This is a genomic window from bacterium Unc6 (assembly GCA_013626165.1).
In the GTDB taxonomy this organism is placed as follows: domain Bacteria; phylum Omnitrophota; class Gorgyraeia; order Velesiimonadales; family Velesiimonadaceae; genus Velesiimonas; species Velesiimonas alkalicola.
Map to the genome: position 1 here is coordinate 1 of NDHX01000007.1, position 13,717 is coordinate 13,717.

15 protein-coding genes are annotated in these 13,717 nt (G+C 38.5%); all 15 read right to left on the reverse strand.

What is annotated here, in order from left to right; all coding sequences use genetic code 11:
* Window positions 1-52: 52 nt before the first annotated feature.
* The 15 genes from B9J78_03990 to B9J78_04060 all read right to left on the reverse strand — a co-directional run bounded on the left by B9J78_03990 (window position 53) and on the right by B9J78_04060 (window position 13,668).
* Window positions 53-286: a hypothetical protein gene (locus B9J78_03990; protein ID MBA2124079.1), complete on the reverse strand. Its 234-nt coding sequence runs from the start codon at window positions 284-286 to the stop codon at window positions 53-55.
* 4 nt (window positions 287-290) lie between these two features.
* On the reverse strand, window positions 291-1,541 hold the full coding sequence (locus B9J78_03995; protein MBA2124080.1) for a hypothetical protein: 1,251 nt from the start codon (window positions 1,539-1,541) through the stop codon (window positions 291-293).
* The gene (locus B9J78_04000) at window positions 1,538-1,729 is read right to left on the reverse strand and encodes a hypothetical protein (protein ID MBA2124081.1); all 192 of its coding nucleotides are present in this window, start codon (window positions 1,727-1,729) and stop codon (window positions 1,538-1,540) included. The genes B9J78_03995 and B9J78_04000 overlap by 4 nt, the downstream gene beginning before the upstream one ends.
* Window positions 1,726-2,823, reverse strand: a complete 1,098-nt coding sequence (locus B9J78_04005) for a hypothetical protein (protein MBA2124082.1) — start codon at window positions 2,821-2,823, stop codon at window positions 1,726-1,728. The genes B9J78_04000 and B9J78_04005 overlap by 4 nt, the downstream gene beginning before the upstream one ends.
* 5 nt (window positions 2,824-2,828) lie before the next feature.
* Window positions 2,829-3,530, reverse strand: a complete 702-nt coding sequence (locus tag B9J78_04010) for a hypothetical protein (GenBank protein MBA2124083.1) — start codon at window positions 3,528-3,530, stop codon at window positions 2,829-2,831.
* A 166-nt stretch (window positions 3,531-3,696) separates the two neighbouring features.
* Window positions 3,697-4,785, reverse strand: coding sequence for an isocitrate dehydrogenase (locus B9J78_04015; protein MBA2124084.1), 1,089 nt, complete (start codon window positions 4,783-4,785; stop codon window positions 3,697-3,699).
* Window positions 4,772-5,287, reverse strand: coding sequence for a 3-isopropylmalate dehydratase (locus B9J78_04020; protein MBA2124085.1), 516 nt, complete (start codon window positions 5,285-5,287; stop codon window positions 4,772-4,774). Before B9J78_04020 ends, B9J78_04015 begins: the two co-directional genes overlap by 14 nt.
* Before the next feature lie 163 nt (window positions 5,288-5,450).
* On the reverse strand, window positions 5,451-6,644 hold the full coding sequence (locus tag B9J78_04025) for a tyrosine--tRNA ligase (GenBank protein ID MBA2124086.1): 1,194 nt from the start codon (window positions 6,642-6,644) through the stop codon (window positions 5,451-5,453).
* Window positions 6,637-7,476: a hypothetical protein gene (locus B9J78_04030; GenBank protein MBA2124087.1), complete on the reverse strand. Its 840-nt coding sequence runs from the start codon at window positions 7,474-7,476 to the stop codon at window positions 6,637-6,639. The genes B9J78_04025 and B9J78_04030 overlap by 8 nt, the downstream gene beginning before the upstream one ends.
* Window positions 7,473-9,308: a 1-deoxy-D-xylulose-5-phosphate synthase gene (locus B9J78_04035; protein MBA2124088.1), complete on the reverse strand. Its 1,836-nt coding sequence runs from the start codon at window positions 9,306-9,308 to the stop codon at window positions 7,473-7,475. Before B9J78_04035 ends, B9J78_04030 begins: the two co-directional genes overlap by 4 nt.
* Window positions 9,309-9,310: 2 nt before the next feature.
* The gene (locus B9J78_04040; GenBank protein ID MBA2124089.1) at window positions 9,311-10,138 is read right to left on the reverse strand and encodes a hypothetical protein; all 828 of its coding nucleotides are present in this window, start codon (window positions 10,136-10,138) and stop codon (window positions 9,311-9,313) included.
* Window positions 10,122-10,400, reverse strand: coding sequence for an exodeoxyribonuclease VII small subunit (locus B9J78_04045; GenBank protein MBA2124090.1), 279 nt, complete (start codon window positions 10,398-10,400; stop codon window positions 10,122-10,124). The genes B9J78_04040 and B9J78_04045 overlap by 17 nt, the downstream gene beginning before the upstream one ends.
* Before the next feature lie 140 nt (window positions 10,401-10,540).
* Window positions 10,541-11,773, reverse strand: a complete 1,233-nt coding sequence (locus B9J78_04050; protein ID MBA2124091.1) for an exodeoxyribonuclease VII large subunit — start codon at window positions 11,771-11,773, stop codon at window positions 10,541-10,543.
* A 34-nt stretch (window positions 11,774-11,807) separates the two neighbouring features.
* The gene (locus tag B9J78_04055) at window positions 11,808-13,115 is read right to left on the reverse strand and encodes a ribosome biogenesis GTPase Der (GenBank protein MBA2124092.1); all 1,308 of its coding nucleotides are present in this window, start codon (window positions 13,113-13,115) and stop codon (window positions 11,808-11,810) included.
* Entirely contained in the window at window positions 13,105-13,668 is a 564-nt protein-coding gene (locus B9J78_04060) for a hypothetical protein (GenBank protein ID MBA2124093.1), read from the reverse strand. The genes B9J78_04055 and B9J78_04060 overlap by 11 nt, the downstream gene beginning before the upstream one ends.
* Between the last annotated feature and the right edge of the window lie 49 nt (window positions 13,669-13,717).

Genomic DNA, 13,717 nt, shown 5'->3' on the forward strand with positions numbered 1-13,717 from the left:
CATTCTTATGTAACTTTATTTCCATACATTAAGTATACAACTTAATGTATCGTTAGTCAACATCTCCGTTATTACCGCAGCATAATGAAGTTATGGCACTTTCTCCAGGACAAATCGGTTTGGATATTCTGTTGTGCAGCCGGAGAGCGCGATTAATCAGGTGACCTTCTTTTACAAACGGGCTGTAATCTGTTATTGGCATCGGCACTTTTTCCGGCCACTTCCGGTTCTTTAATTCCTTTTTTAAATCCGTTGTTAACGGTTTGTTCTTGGATAATAGTCTCATTATTTTATCCCCACTGTTTGATATCTTTCCAGGAAAAGACTTTTTTATTCAGAGAACTTTTGTTGGGATGATAGATGTAGATGGCCGTTGGTGCATTGCCGGCTTCTGCAAAATAAAGGTTGCCGTAAAAATCCTGCGTGGCGCTGGCCATTGCATGTGGTTGATGGTCGCCAAACTTCAGGGCACAGACCTTTTCTCTTTTTAAACTTTCCGGGTCAAAACGCAGAAGCCAGGTCTCCTGGGGTGATTCCCAACCCAGGCGCATAGTGAAGTAAAGTTTTCCGTCCCTGCCAAAGACCATGGCTCTTACTTGCCACTCCTCCATACTGATGGTTTTGAGGTCAGCCGGCCCAAAAGCCCGGCCAAAACTTTCCATCGTTCCTTCTTTTCCCTGGTAGGGATTGAATCGCCAGAGGTACGATTCGTAACCCCAGTCGGTACCGTAAAAACAGGACCAGTCCGGTGCGGGTACAACATCGTAGGGTACATTATGCCAGCCCTGCCGGTAATTTTCATGGGGACACTTAACCGTCAATTTTTGAATCTGGTTAGTATCCGCATCAACCCGGAGGATATATCCGTAGTCGTCGGTGGTATAAGCATTCCCGTTGCGGTCAAGGAAGATTGCCTGCGGGTTTATATCACCAAACCGGCCCAAATCTTCATACCTGCGGCTATCCAAGTAATAGACATAGAGGTGATTACGCGGCCAGGTTATCCCGTATAATTTATGCCTTTTTTCATCCAGAGCTAAGGTGCGGCTTCCTTCTTTTACCGGTCCGATTCCCAAATCACTAATCTGATTGGTTTTTGGATTGTAGGTGAAAATGTGGGAACCAGGAAAGAACCGTTTGGTATCGTCCCAGCAGTTCCAGGGACTCCAAATCGGGTCTCCCCAGGGTGGACCAGAAGCATGGGTGGCGCAGTATAAAAGGCCATCACTACCCGGTAAAAGGCAATAATGAATCTTGGACTGTGTGGCGTGACCGTTGTCAGGTGGTTCGCCGAGCTCAGGTCCGACTTCAATAAGATATTCTAATTCTTTTATCTCCGGCCGGTACCGGAGAATAAAGACGCTTAAGCCCCCGGTTGCCTCTCCGCAGGCTCCAATATAAATATTACCATCGGCGCCGGTACAAAGACCCCAGGTGGAGTCGTGAAAAGGCAATTCCTTAAAGGGCAAGTATTCTACCGTCCCTTCTAGTGCAGTCTTATGCGTTAACCCCTTACTATACATTTTGATCTTTCTTTTCATCTGTCTAAAACATACCACATTCTCATCTGTGCTATTTCGCTTTTCAAAAACCATTCTGATAAGAAATCAGGGGAATCTGCCGGCGATAATAACGGAAGGTGGCGCAAGAACAGGTTAGGCGCAAAAATCCGGACAGATGCACCGCCGTCAGCGCCAACCATATGAAAACCACTTTTCCATTTTGTCATAACCGAACTTCTCTGCCGGAAGAGGCAGAACGGTAAATACCCTCAATGATTTTGCTCACCGCCAAAATTTCTGCCGGAGTAGTAATCGGCGCACGCCCTTCCCGGATACAGGAGACAAAATCTTTTATCTCGGCGTCACAGAGGTTGACCGAAGGTAGATCAGGAACCGTATCTGTAAGCACCCCGAAATCTTCGCCAAATATTTTCAAACCAGAATCATCTTCTCTGGCACCGGCTTTTGTGCCAAAAAGGTCATATGTAAGGCCTGTTTGGGAATTCCCGGCCCAGGAAGCCTCCAGGACCAAAGTGGCGCCATTTGCAAAACGAATAAAGGCTCCCGCAAGGTCCTCAACATCAAAGGGGCCGGTGAACTTATCGCCGACCCGGCTGTCGGGTGGCGGCCAACCGCCATCCGTAGCAATTTTTTTGAACTTCTGGTAAGTAACGCCAATAACCGAAACCGGTTTGGGTGCATCCATTAACCAGTAAGTCTTATCCAAAACATGGACACCCACATCAATCAACGGTCCTCCTCCGGAAAGTTTCTTATTAGTGAACCACCCGCCCAATCCGGGTATTCCTCTTCGCCTCAGACAACCTGCCCTGGCATAATAAATATCTCCGAATTCACCCCGGTTAATTATTTTCCTAAGGAAAACGGAAGCAGAGGAAAAGCGATGCAAAAATGCCACCATAAATTTCCGGCCAGTTTTTTTAACCTTTATCAGAATTTCTTCTGTTTCCTTGCTGTTCATTGCCACCGGTTTTTCGCAGAGAACGTCCTTCCCAGCAGATAATGCCAGAATCGCCTGTTCTTTGTGAAGATAGTTGGGCGAACAGATACTGATGATGTCAATCTCTTTTTTCCCGATTAATTCCCGGTAATCAGCAAAGGTTTCGGGTATCTGAAACCTTTTCGCCACCATTTCTAGTTTTTCTTTATTCGGATCAGCAAGTGCCACAACCTCCACTTCAGCTAACTTCTGAAAACTTGGGATATGTCCGAACTGGGCGATGCCACCGGCCCCAACAATTCCCACCTTCAACTTTTTTGCCATACTTCCTCCTTTTCTAGTCCCTCTTCTCTTCTCCATTTCTTTCAAAGAGGTAAATTATTACGCTTTAAAAATACTTTTATTATCCCATCATAAAATGCTTCTTTTACAATTTCAAGAGTGCCTTCGAAACATTTTATCACTTTATTCTGGCGTGAAACAAATTGGTTGTCATTTATGTAAAATCGTAGTGGTTCATTTTTTGCTTTTGAAATACCAATTCTAGAAGTGACCACAATATTGGAATAATCGCAGTTATCATGAATAAGTAGCTCCCCTTGTGTAAGGTCGAAGCCATTTTGCTCTACTGTAATACCCAATGCCTGTGTTAGTTTGCCAGGCCCATTTGTAAGAGATAATAAGCCCTCTATACCTCGGTTTTCTTGCATCACCGATATACCTCTTGTCGGTTCCAAAGCTCTTACTAAAACACAGCCTGCAATATTTGGTTCTTCTGTTATTGCATTAAGACAATAGTATATTCCATAATTTATAACAATATATGCAATACCTGGGTTTCCCCAAAAAATTTTCGTGCGTTGAGTTTTACCAAAAAAGGCATGGCAGGCTGGATCTATTTCTCCAAGATATGCTTCTGTCTCAACAATTTTTCCTGCAATAATTCCTTTTGGTGTATTATGAAAAAGAATCTTGCCAAGTAAATCTAAAGATACCAAGATAGTGGGACGGGCATAAAACGCTCGAGGTAATACTTTAATATTATTATTTCCATTTATATTTTTCATATTCTACCAAACAAAATGTCGCCTAACAGGGCAAGCGGCAAGGCAGAAGTGCCCTATCCCAACTTGTTCTATACAGTTTCGTTTAGAATTTCTAATACCTTATCGGAAAGCAATGTATAACAATCCTTCCTGCCTGCTGACAGGCTCGTGAGCACAAATTACCACACTATCTTCTCATTCTCTCTATGATTGCGTCTGCCATTTCTGATGTGCCCACAGCTGATGCAATATCTGTTTTGCCTTTTAAGTCATATGTAACATATCTTCCCTCTTTTATAACATCGGCAACTGCGTTGTAAAGTCTTTCAGCTGCTTTTTTTTCCTGTATATGCTGTAACATTAAAACTGATGAAAGAAGCATTGCAGTGGGATTTACCTTGTTCATTCCTTTGTATCTTGGGGCACTTCCGTGAACTGCTTCAAAAACAACAATGTTATCTCCAAAGTTTGCACCCGGCGCCATCCCCAGTCCCCCTATAAGCCCTGCACAAAGGTCAGATATTATATCGCCATAAAGGTTGGGAAGAACAAGAACATCATAAAGTTCTGGTTTCTGAACTAATTGCATACACATATTGTCAACTATTCTATCTTCAAACTCTACTTTCTCTTGGTACTGTTGTGCAACCTCTCTTGCAACCCATAAAAATAAGCCGTCTGTTGCTTTCATTATATTCGCCTTGTGAACAACGGTGACCTTTTTTCTATTATTCTTTACTGCATACTCAAATGCAAACCTTACAATTCTTCTTGTAGCCAGTTCAGATATAGGTTTTATACTTATTGCGGAATTGCTTATATTCTTTTTTATGCCCAATGAACTTATAAGTTCTGCGATTTTCAGTGCCTCACCTGTCCCATAATTAAACTCTATGCCTGCATACAAATCTTCCGTATTTTCCCTTACGACAACAATATCTATATCCTTATATCTTGACCTTGCACCTTCAAGGAGTTTGCATGGTCTTATACAGGCATATAAATCAAGCTCCATACGAAGTGCAACATTAACGCTTCTTATCCCGCTTCCCACAGGGGTGGTTAGCGGCCCTTTCAAGGCAACCCTGTTTTTTTTTATAGAGTAAACAACACACTGGGGAAGAAGGTCATTGGTTTTTTTAAAAACATCAAGCCCCGCATTCTGTATATCCCATTGTATGTCTACCCCTGTTGCTTCTATACATTGGACAGCAGCAGAGGTGATCTCAGGACCTATTCCATCGCCTGGTATTAGTGTTATGTTATGTTTTTTCATCCAGGTTTAACCTTCCATATTTTTTCAAATACTCTATTATGCCACCTGCTTCAAGTATGCCTGCTATAAAATCAGGAATGGGTTCTGCTTTTTTTTCTATTCCGGATGTAATATCTTTTATATCGCCGCTTTTTAAATTAACCTCTAAATAGTCAAGGTCTTTTATACCTGTTGTTTCGCACTGAAGAAGAGGAAGCCCTACATTAAACGCATTTCTATAGAATATTCTTGCAAATGATTGTGCAATAATAAGTGAAATACCTGCTGATTTTAAGGCAAGCGGTGCCTGTTCTCTTGAAGAACCCATACCAAAGTTTTTACCTGCAACAATTATATCTCCTTCTTTTACTTTAGAGGCAAACTGAGGGTCTATATCCTCAAATATATGATTGCCAAGTTCCCCTGGATCCTGTATCCGGAATTTATACCTTCCGGATATAATATAGTCTGTGTTTATATTGTCATCTATTTTAAGTCGTAGCGCTCTTCCCTTTATTAACATCCGAGCCTCCTTTTATTTTAACCTTCCCTTTTTCTTTCTTTATTTTTAGACCGTTGACGCTTCGCTAAAAGTCATCAACGGTCTTGATTACACAGATTTTTGAAAGAGGACACAGATTTTGTCGTCGAAGTTTAATCTGTGTAATCTGTTTCAATCTGCGTAATCAGAGATTGTTGGGGTTTTTCAACAATCTCATTTTTACAAAAAATCTTTTCCCAACCTGCAGCACATCTCCGTCTTTTAATAAAACTTCAATTTTTGGATCTGATATTTTATTATTATTCAGTCTTACACCACCGCCTGTTATGATTCTTCTTGCCTGGCTTAAAGATTTTGCTCCTCCACAGCCTGTAATAAGACGGACAAGCCATACCCTGTCATTTTTTATAAAATATTCATTTATCTGTTCCGGCGGCTGCCTCTGTGAAAACACCCTTTGAAATCTTTCTTTAGCCTTTTCTGCCTCATCCTTGCCTTTATACATAGATGTAAGACTATATGCAAGACTTATTTTTATCTGCATCGGATGAGTATTTTTATCAAAGTCTTTTTCTAAAAGCAGTTCATAATACTTCCGCATCAATGTATCCGGAATAGACATTATCTTGCCAAACATATCATCTGAAGCATCATTTATACCTATATGATTGCCAAGGCTTTTTGACATTTTCTGAACCCCGTCCGTTCCTTCAAGAAGAGGCATTGTTATAACCACCTGCGGCTTCTGAAGATATTCCACCTGCAACTGACGACCTAAAAGAAGATTAAATGTCTGGTCTGTTCCTCCTATTTCAACATCTGAATTTAAGACAACAGAATCATATGCTTGAAAAAGAGGATAAAGAAACTCATGAAGTGATATTGGGGAACCGCTTGTATATCTGTTTTTAAAATCCTCTCTCTCAAGAAGTCTTGCAACGGTGGTCTTTGCACACAAATGAACAATGTCTGATGAAGAAATTTTTTCAAGCCAGGAACTGTTGAAAACAACCTCTGTCTTTTCTCTATCTAATACCTTAAACACCTGTTCCTTATAGGTCTTTGCATTTTTAAGAACCTGTTCTTTTGTAGGTGGCTTTCTTGTCTGGCTTTTTCCAGAGGGGTCTCCTATCATACCTGTCCAATCACCAATAAGAAATATAACCCTGTGTCCCAATTCTTGAAATACTTTTAACTTACCAAGTGCAACAGTATGCCCCAAATGAATATCGGGAGCAGATGGGTCCGCACCAAATTTTACCCTGAGAGGGGTGCTTGTCTTTATTGAATGTTCAATCCTCTCTTTTAATTCATCTTCACATATAATCTGAGAAACGCCTTTTTTTATTCTGTTTATTTGAAAATCTACATCATTCATTTTTTCTTACTCCCCAGTAAAGTTTTTCTTTTAACATCTGGAAATATGTTCTTTTTTCCGACATAACAAGGTTTATCTTTATATTTGAGTATTTTATGTTCATTCTGTCACTGGATTTCATAGCAAATCCTTCCTGCCCGTCAATCATCAGTGCAACATTTTTTGCCTCTGAGTTCTCATCTATTTTTACAGAAATGGCTTTCTCTTCTGGTAAAACAATTGACCTGTTACTTAATATATGCGGACAGATAGGTGTGATAACAAAACCTCTTACACCGGGATGGATAATAGGACCGTTTGCTGAAAGAGAATGTGCTGTTGAACCGGTAGGGGTTGAAACAATAAGACCGTCACAGATGTACGAAACAACCTCCTCACACCTGGTAAAAACAGTTAATGAAAGTATTCTTGATGTTGCTCCTCTCTGGATAACTGCATCATTTATGAAATAGGACTTAAAAATTTCCTTATTTTCCCTATGGAGCGTAGATATAAAAATTTTTCTTACAGAAAATTTTGCCTTATCGGATTTAAGATTTTTTAAGGTTTCAAATATTTCATTCTGTTTTATCTCTGTAAGAAAACCTAAGCCCCCTATGTTTATACCCAGAACAGATGTTCCTGTTTTTCTTATCTGTCTTGCAATATTAATAAGTGTGCCATCGCCGCCGATTGCAATAATTGTATCTGCCCACTGTGCAATATCCGATCTTATAAAATCCAGATCTGTTCTTACAGAAAGGCTATTTTTATTACACCAGTTTATAACCGATTTATATATTTTTTTTGCGGATTTTTTATTTTGATTTACAACAATTCCTACTTTTTTCATAACATTTTTATAGCCTCACTAACTATTCCTTCAACACTTATGCCTATTTTTTTAAGAATATCTTCCCTTTTCCCGTGCTGTATATGCCCCGGAACACCGATAATCTTAACATCAGCACCTGTATCAGATATTGCCTCAAGGATAGAACTTCCAGCCCCACCTTTTATAATACCATCTTCAACAATCAAGATTTTTTTCAATTTTCTTGCAATATCTCTTAAAGCCTCCTTATCAAGGGGGCAGATAAATCTTAAGTTCAAAACAAGTGAAGATATATTCTTTTGTTCCAATATACTGTGTGCCTCTGTGCACATCTGTGTGGTAGGGCCAACACCGATAAGAGCAATATCTTTCCCGTCGGATATAAATTCAAGTCTACCTTTTTCTATCTTTAGACAGTCCCCATGGATTGAGGTTGGTGCTTTGGGAAACCTTATCGCAACAGGCTCGCCTAACGATAATGCAAAACAAAACATATTAACCAACTCAGGACCATCCTTGGGAGCAAGAAGGTTAAGGTGTGGAATATTTCTTAAATATGCAATATCAAAAATGCCCTGATGTGTCGGACCATCATCTGAGACAATACCGGCTCTATCAATGATAAATATTACAGGAAGTCTTTGAATTGATATATCATGTATTATCTGGTCGTAGGCTCTTTGAAGAAATGTTGAATATATTGCAATAACCGGCTTAAAACCATTCTTTGCAAGACCTGCGGCAAACCCAACAGCATGTCCTTCTGCTATACCAACATCAAAAAATCTTTCAGGATAAAGAAGAGAAAATTGTTTTGTTCCTGTGCCTTCTGGCATAGCAGCAGATATTGCAACAATTTTTTTATCCTTTTCTGCCTCTCGGACAAGTGCGCCTGAAAATACATCTGTAAACTGTATATTTTTAAGGTGGGTTGGCTCTCCTGTCTGAACTGAAAAAGCAGGTGCACTGTGAAACTTTTCCGGATTATCTTCGGCAAATTTATAACCTTTCCCCTTTTTTGTAAGACAGTGGATAAATACAGGGCCTTTTATGATCTTTACTCTTTCAAAGGTAGTTTTTAGCAATTCGATATTATGTCCGTCAACAGGACCTATGTACCTGAAACCCAACTCTTCAAAAATAAGACCCGGAACAAGAAGTGAATAAAGGTTTTTTTCAAGTTTTAAAGCAGCCCTGTATGCCCTGAAACCCCATCTTGGAATACGCTTTAAAAGATTTTGTATATCTAACCTTGTCTTATTAAGTGTGGGGTTTGTTACAATATTTACAAGATATTTGCTTAATGCCCCTACACTTGCCGAGATAGACCTTTCATTATCATTTAAGACCACAATTATATCTTTCCCTGCCTGACCTGCATAGTTTAACGCCTCAAATGCCATACCACAGGCAAGAGAAGCATCTCCAATCACACACATAATCTTGTTATCTTCTTTTTTTAGGTCCCTTGCAAATGCAAGACCAAGTGCCCAGGATATAGATGTAGCACTATGCCCTGTTATAAATAAATCATATGCGCTTTCATCAGAAGAAGGAAAACCGCTTATTCCGCCTTCTTTTCTTAATGTATGAAAATTATTGCACCTGCCTGTAAGTATCTTATGTGTATATACCTGATGTCCTACATCCCATATGATCATATCCCTTGGAGCATCAAAAACACTATGCAGTGCAACTGTAAGTTCCACCACTCCTAAATTTGGGGCAAGATGTCCGCCATTTTTTGAAACAACATCAATGATACACTCTCTTATCTCTAAACAAACATTGTTTAATTCTTTTATAGAAAGTCCTTTTAGGTCTGATGGGGATTTGATACGGGGAAGAATTTTCATTGTTTAAGACCGTCAGTAAGCCATTGAATAAATTCTAAAAGAATATCTTCTTTTAATCCTTTATTTTTTATTGACTTTGTAGCACACTCACTTTCTTTTTCTACTTTCTTATATGCATTACTTAAACCGACAACCTGCACATATCCCTGTTTATCAATAATATCATCAACTATCTGGAACATATAACCTAAATGTATCCCAAAATTTCTAAGACAATTTGTTTTTTTATTCCCCGCCCCTGACACAATTGCCCCGCACATAGCAGAGGCTGTAATAAGAGCACCTGTTTTTAAGGTGTTTATATATTCAAGCGTAGGAATATCTAAAGAAAGCATACCTTTCTGTACTTGCATATCAACTGTCTGTCCTTCAACCATACCCTGATGTCCACAAAATCTCGAAATCTCCCTAACAAGTTCTGTCCCATATTTTTTATTCATCGCAACACACTTAAACCCAAGAGTAAGAAGAGCATCTCCTGCAAGGATTGCAACATCTTCCCCAAATTTTGCAAAACAGGAAAGCCTTCCTCTTCTAAATTTGGAATTATCCATCGCAGGAAGGTCATCATGAACCAGTGAATAACAATGTATAATCTCAATACCTGCTGCAACTGAAATAGCACTATGAATATTCCCGCCGCAGGATTCTGATGCAGCAATAGTTAACAGGGGCCTAAACCTTTTTCCACCAGGAAATACAGAATAATACATAGCCTTATGCAATACAGAAGACCTGCCTTTTGGGTTTGGCAAAACACCTTTAAGAAAGGTATCAATATCCTGTTTTCTATTATTTAGATAATTTTTAAACTGTTTTTCCAATGTTTTTTGTTTTTCTCGGCAGATCCGTTTCAAGCGGCTTTAATATTAAATTCCCTTGCTCATCTTTTATCAGTTCTTCTACCTTTTTTTCAGCAGTTTGAAGTTTAGATGCAAGATACCGCGTAAGGGCTATACCTTCTTCATAACATTTCAACGCCTCATCCAAAGGAATATTTCCCTGTTCAAGCACACCTACAATTTTTTCAAGCCTTTGCAAGGCATCCTCAAACTTTAACTGTAAAATCTGTTCTTTTTTATCCATCTAAACCCTCTCTACAATAGATAAGGCTTACTGAAAGCCTTGATTACACAGATTTTTGAAAGATTACACCGATTTTGTCGTCGGGTTTTAATCTGTGTAATCTGCTTTTTAATCTGTGGAATCAGGGTCTGATGAGTTTTTCAGCAGACCCTAGATAGGAATTCTCCTTTTAATATCTTTGTTTTAATAACCTGTCCTTTTTTAACATCTTTGGTATCCCTTATTATGTTATCACTTTTTTCATCAAATGTAATACTGTACCCCCTTTCTAAAACCGAAAGAGGACTAAGGGCATTAAGTCTTCCAGCAAACTTTGCCAGTTCAGAATTGTATATCTGCAAGATATGTTTAAAAGAAAGATTAAGCCTGTTTAAAAACTCATCTATCCTCTGTTTCTGTTCATCAAATATAAACTTAGGCTCTCTGATACACCTTTTTTGAGAAAGATTTTTTAGTTTTTCTTTTAAGGAAGAAATAAAACCAAGAACAGTTAATTGAAGTCTTTTTCTTAAATGGAAGATATTGTTTTCAAGGTCATCCTTGTTTGGCATAACAAGTTCTGCGGCAGCCGAAGGAGTAGGGGCTCTTAGATCTGCAACAAAGTCTGATATTGTCCAGTCCACCTCATGGCCGACCGCACTGATAACAGGTATCTTTGAATGATATACCGCCCTTGCTACACACTCTTCATTAAATGCCCAGAGGTCTTCCAGGCTTCCTCCTCCTCTTCCTACAATTATACAATCAACACATTTAAAACTATTGAAATCTTCTATCCCGCTTACAACTTCTTGCGCGGCACCTTCACCCTGAACCTTAACGGAACGCAGTATAATCTCAACCCCTGTCCATCTTCTTTTCATAATATTTATTATATCATGAAATGCCGCACCGTCTTTTGAGGTCACCACACCTACACGACGGGGAAAAAATGGGATCTGTCTTTTTCTTGATTGTTCAAACAGTCCTTCTTTCCTTAATTTTTCTTTTAACTTTTCAAATGCAATCTGAAGAGCACCAATCCCCTTTGGCTCAAGATGCTGGGCATATATCTGATACTGTCCTGATTTTTCATACACACTGATTCTTCCGCACACTATAACTCTTAGACCATTTTCAATCTCAAATTTTAAATTATTTTTTTCGGTCTTAAATATAACAACTTTCACTTGTGCATTTTCATCCTTTAATGTAAAATATATATGTCCGAGTGATGAGCAGATTAAATTTGACACCTCGCCATCAACCCAGATAAGAGGATATGCTGTCTGGAGAAGGTCTTTTATTTCTCTGGTAAGCTCACCTACGGTATAAATACGGGCTCGCCCAACGACGGAGTTTTCAAAAGGAACATTACCGAATAAATCATTCATATATTGGCACCTTACACATTGATACCTCTATGACTTAAATAATACGCACCGCTACACCTTTTTCCCTAACGAGTTTTTGAAAATATCTTTTTAAGTACTGCAAATAATTGGAAGGTATTTTTACCCTTGTATCCATATCCAACTTAATTTTTATACCGGGCTTTCCGATATCTACCTGCCTTACATCTTTAATAAATATCCTCTGTGTATTAACAACAGGAGGCGGCCTTCTTGACACTATAACTTTTAATGTCCGCCGTAACTTTTCCTGGTCAAGCCTTAAAAACAAAGAGTCATACGCATGTAATATCTTATCAATTGCAGAATCTATATTCCACCTTTGTTTTGCAGATATAAACAAAACAGGAATGAAATCTATAAAGGGTGCCTTTTTGCGGATACTATTTTCATATTCAGACTTTTTTATATCTTTTATAATATCCCATTTATTTACACATATGACAAGGGGCTTATACTGTTCACAGACAAGATTTATTATATGCAGTTCTTCTGATGCAAGTCCTCTTAATGCATCAAGTATTAAGATAACTGCACCTGCTTTTTTTATATTATCCTTTGTTCTGATTATACTGAAAAGGTCGGCAGATTCTTTTAACTTTGATATTTTTCTTATACCAGCGGTATCAACCAGTACTATCTGTTTGTTCTTATACTCAAAACTTATATCAACACTGTCGCGGGTAGTACCCGGTGTGTGATGAACAAGAACCCTTTCTTCATTAAGAAGCGCGTTTACAAAAGATGACTTTCCCACATTAGGTGTACCTACTATTGCAATGTGAATTATATTTCTTTGTTCTTTTGATTTTATATATCTGTTAAAACTTACTATCTTATCAAGAAGTTCTCCTGTTCCCAGCCCATGTGTTGCAGAAACAGGAAATACATCAATACCGAACTTATAAAAATCAGAAAGTAGTGTTTCTTTTTCCAGTGTATCAATTTTATTGACAACAAGGAGTATTTTCTTACCTGTTTTTCTTAAATTATCCAAAATCTTTTCATCTACTACCGTGAACCCCTGCTGACCGTCACACAGAAACACAATCAAGTTTGCTTCTTTTATTGCAAAGTCTGTTTGTTTTTCAACCGCTTTATAAATCTGGTCAGTAGTGGTTTCAGTCCCTATGCCACCCGTATCAACAACACGAAACCAACACCCACTCCACTGAATATCTGCATAAAGTCTATCTCTGGTAACACCCGGGAGGGAATGAACTATGGCTTTTCTTCTGCCAATTATTCTATTAAAAAGGGTTGACTTTCCTACATTTTGTTTTCCTATAATTGCAACCACTGGAATATTTTTTTCACCTGCCATATTTACCAGATTTTCTTGTTAAAAAATAAAATCCTCTTATTAAATAATCAAATCCCGATATGATTGTCCATATTGTCGCTACCTTCCATCCTAAAGGAGAAAGGCCTGATCCAAGAAGCACAAGCCCGACCGACAACACTTGCAAAAATGTACAAATCTTTCCTATAACAGTCGGTTTTATTTCAAATCTATGTTTCAACTTGATAAAGATAAAAATACCCGTTATAAGAATAATATCCCTGCTTACAACTACCGCAGGCACATAAAGGGGAAAACTAAATGGAGAGATTTTTGTAAAAGAATTTGGAATGGAAAGACTTATAAATGCTGCATTAAGTAAAATTTTATCTGCAAGAGGGTCCAGGATTGCTCCAAGGGGTGTTTTCTGTCTGAAAAGTAAGGCAATTGCTCCATCTAATACATCAGTAAAAGAGGCAACACAGAATATCAAAAACGGTGTTGCCTCCCAGATTTTATCGTAATAGACAAGAGAAAGCACAAACAATGGAACACAAAAAATACGAAATACAGTTAATACATTTGACACACCCATCTTTTACCGTATTCTACATTTTTGTCTGGATTTACACAGATATTCTTTT

Excerpts from the sequence above, each read along its gene's own strand:
- B9J78_03990 (MBA2124079.1), bottom strand. The coding sequence starts at position 286 with ATGAGACTATTATCCAAGAACAAACCGTTAACAACGGATTTAAAAAAG.
- B9J78_04030 (MBA2124087.1), bottom strand. The coding sequence starts at position 7,476 with ATGAAAAAAGTAGGAATTGTTGTAAATCAAAATAAAAAATCCGCAAAA.
- B9J78_04045 (MBA2124090.1), bottom strand. The coding sequence starts at position 10,400 with ATGGATAAAAAAGAACAGATTTTACAGTTAAAGTTTGAGGATGCCTTG.
- B9J78_04055 (MBA2124092.1), bottom strand. The coding sequence starts at position 13,115 with ATGGCAGGTGAAAAAAATATTCCAGTGGTTGCAATTATAGGAAAACAA.
- B9J78_04000 (MBA2124081.1), bottom strand. The coding sequence starts at position 1,729 with ATGACAAAATGGAAAAGTGGTTTTCATATGGTTGGCGCTGACGGCGGT.
- B9J78_04020 (MBA2124085.1), bottom strand. The coding sequence starts at position 5,287 with ATGTTAATAAAGGGAAGAGCGCTACGACTTAAAATAGATGACAATATA.
- B9J78_04005 (MBA2124082.1), bottom strand. The coding sequence starts at position 2,823 with ATGGAGAAGAGAAGAGGGACTAGAAAAGGAGGAAGTATGGCAAAAAAG.
- B9J78_04025 (MBA2124086.1), bottom strand. The coding sequence starts at position 6,644 with ATGAATGATGTAGATTTTCAAATAAACAGAATAAAAAAAGGCGTTTCT.
- B9J78_04060 (MBA2124093.1), bottom strand. The coding sequence starts at position 13,668 with ATGGGTGTGTCAAATGTATTAACTGTATTTCGTATTTTTTGTGTTCCA.
- B9J78_03995 (MBA2124080.1), bottom strand. The coding sequence starts at position 1,541 with ATGAAAAGAAAGATCAAAATGTATAGTAAGGGGTTAACGCATAAGACT.
- B9J78_04015 (MBA2124084.1), bottom strand. The coding sequence starts at position 4,785 with ATGAAAAAACATAACATAACACTAATACCAGGCGATGGAATAGGTCCT.
- B9J78_04050 (MBA2124091.1), bottom strand. The coding sequence starts at position 11,773 with ATGAATGATTTATTCGGTAATGTTCCTTTTGAAAACTCCGTCGTTGGG.
- B9J78_04010 (MBA2124083.1), bottom strand. The coding sequence starts at position 3,530 with ATGAAAAATATAAATGGAAATAATAATATTAAAGTATTACCTCGAGCG.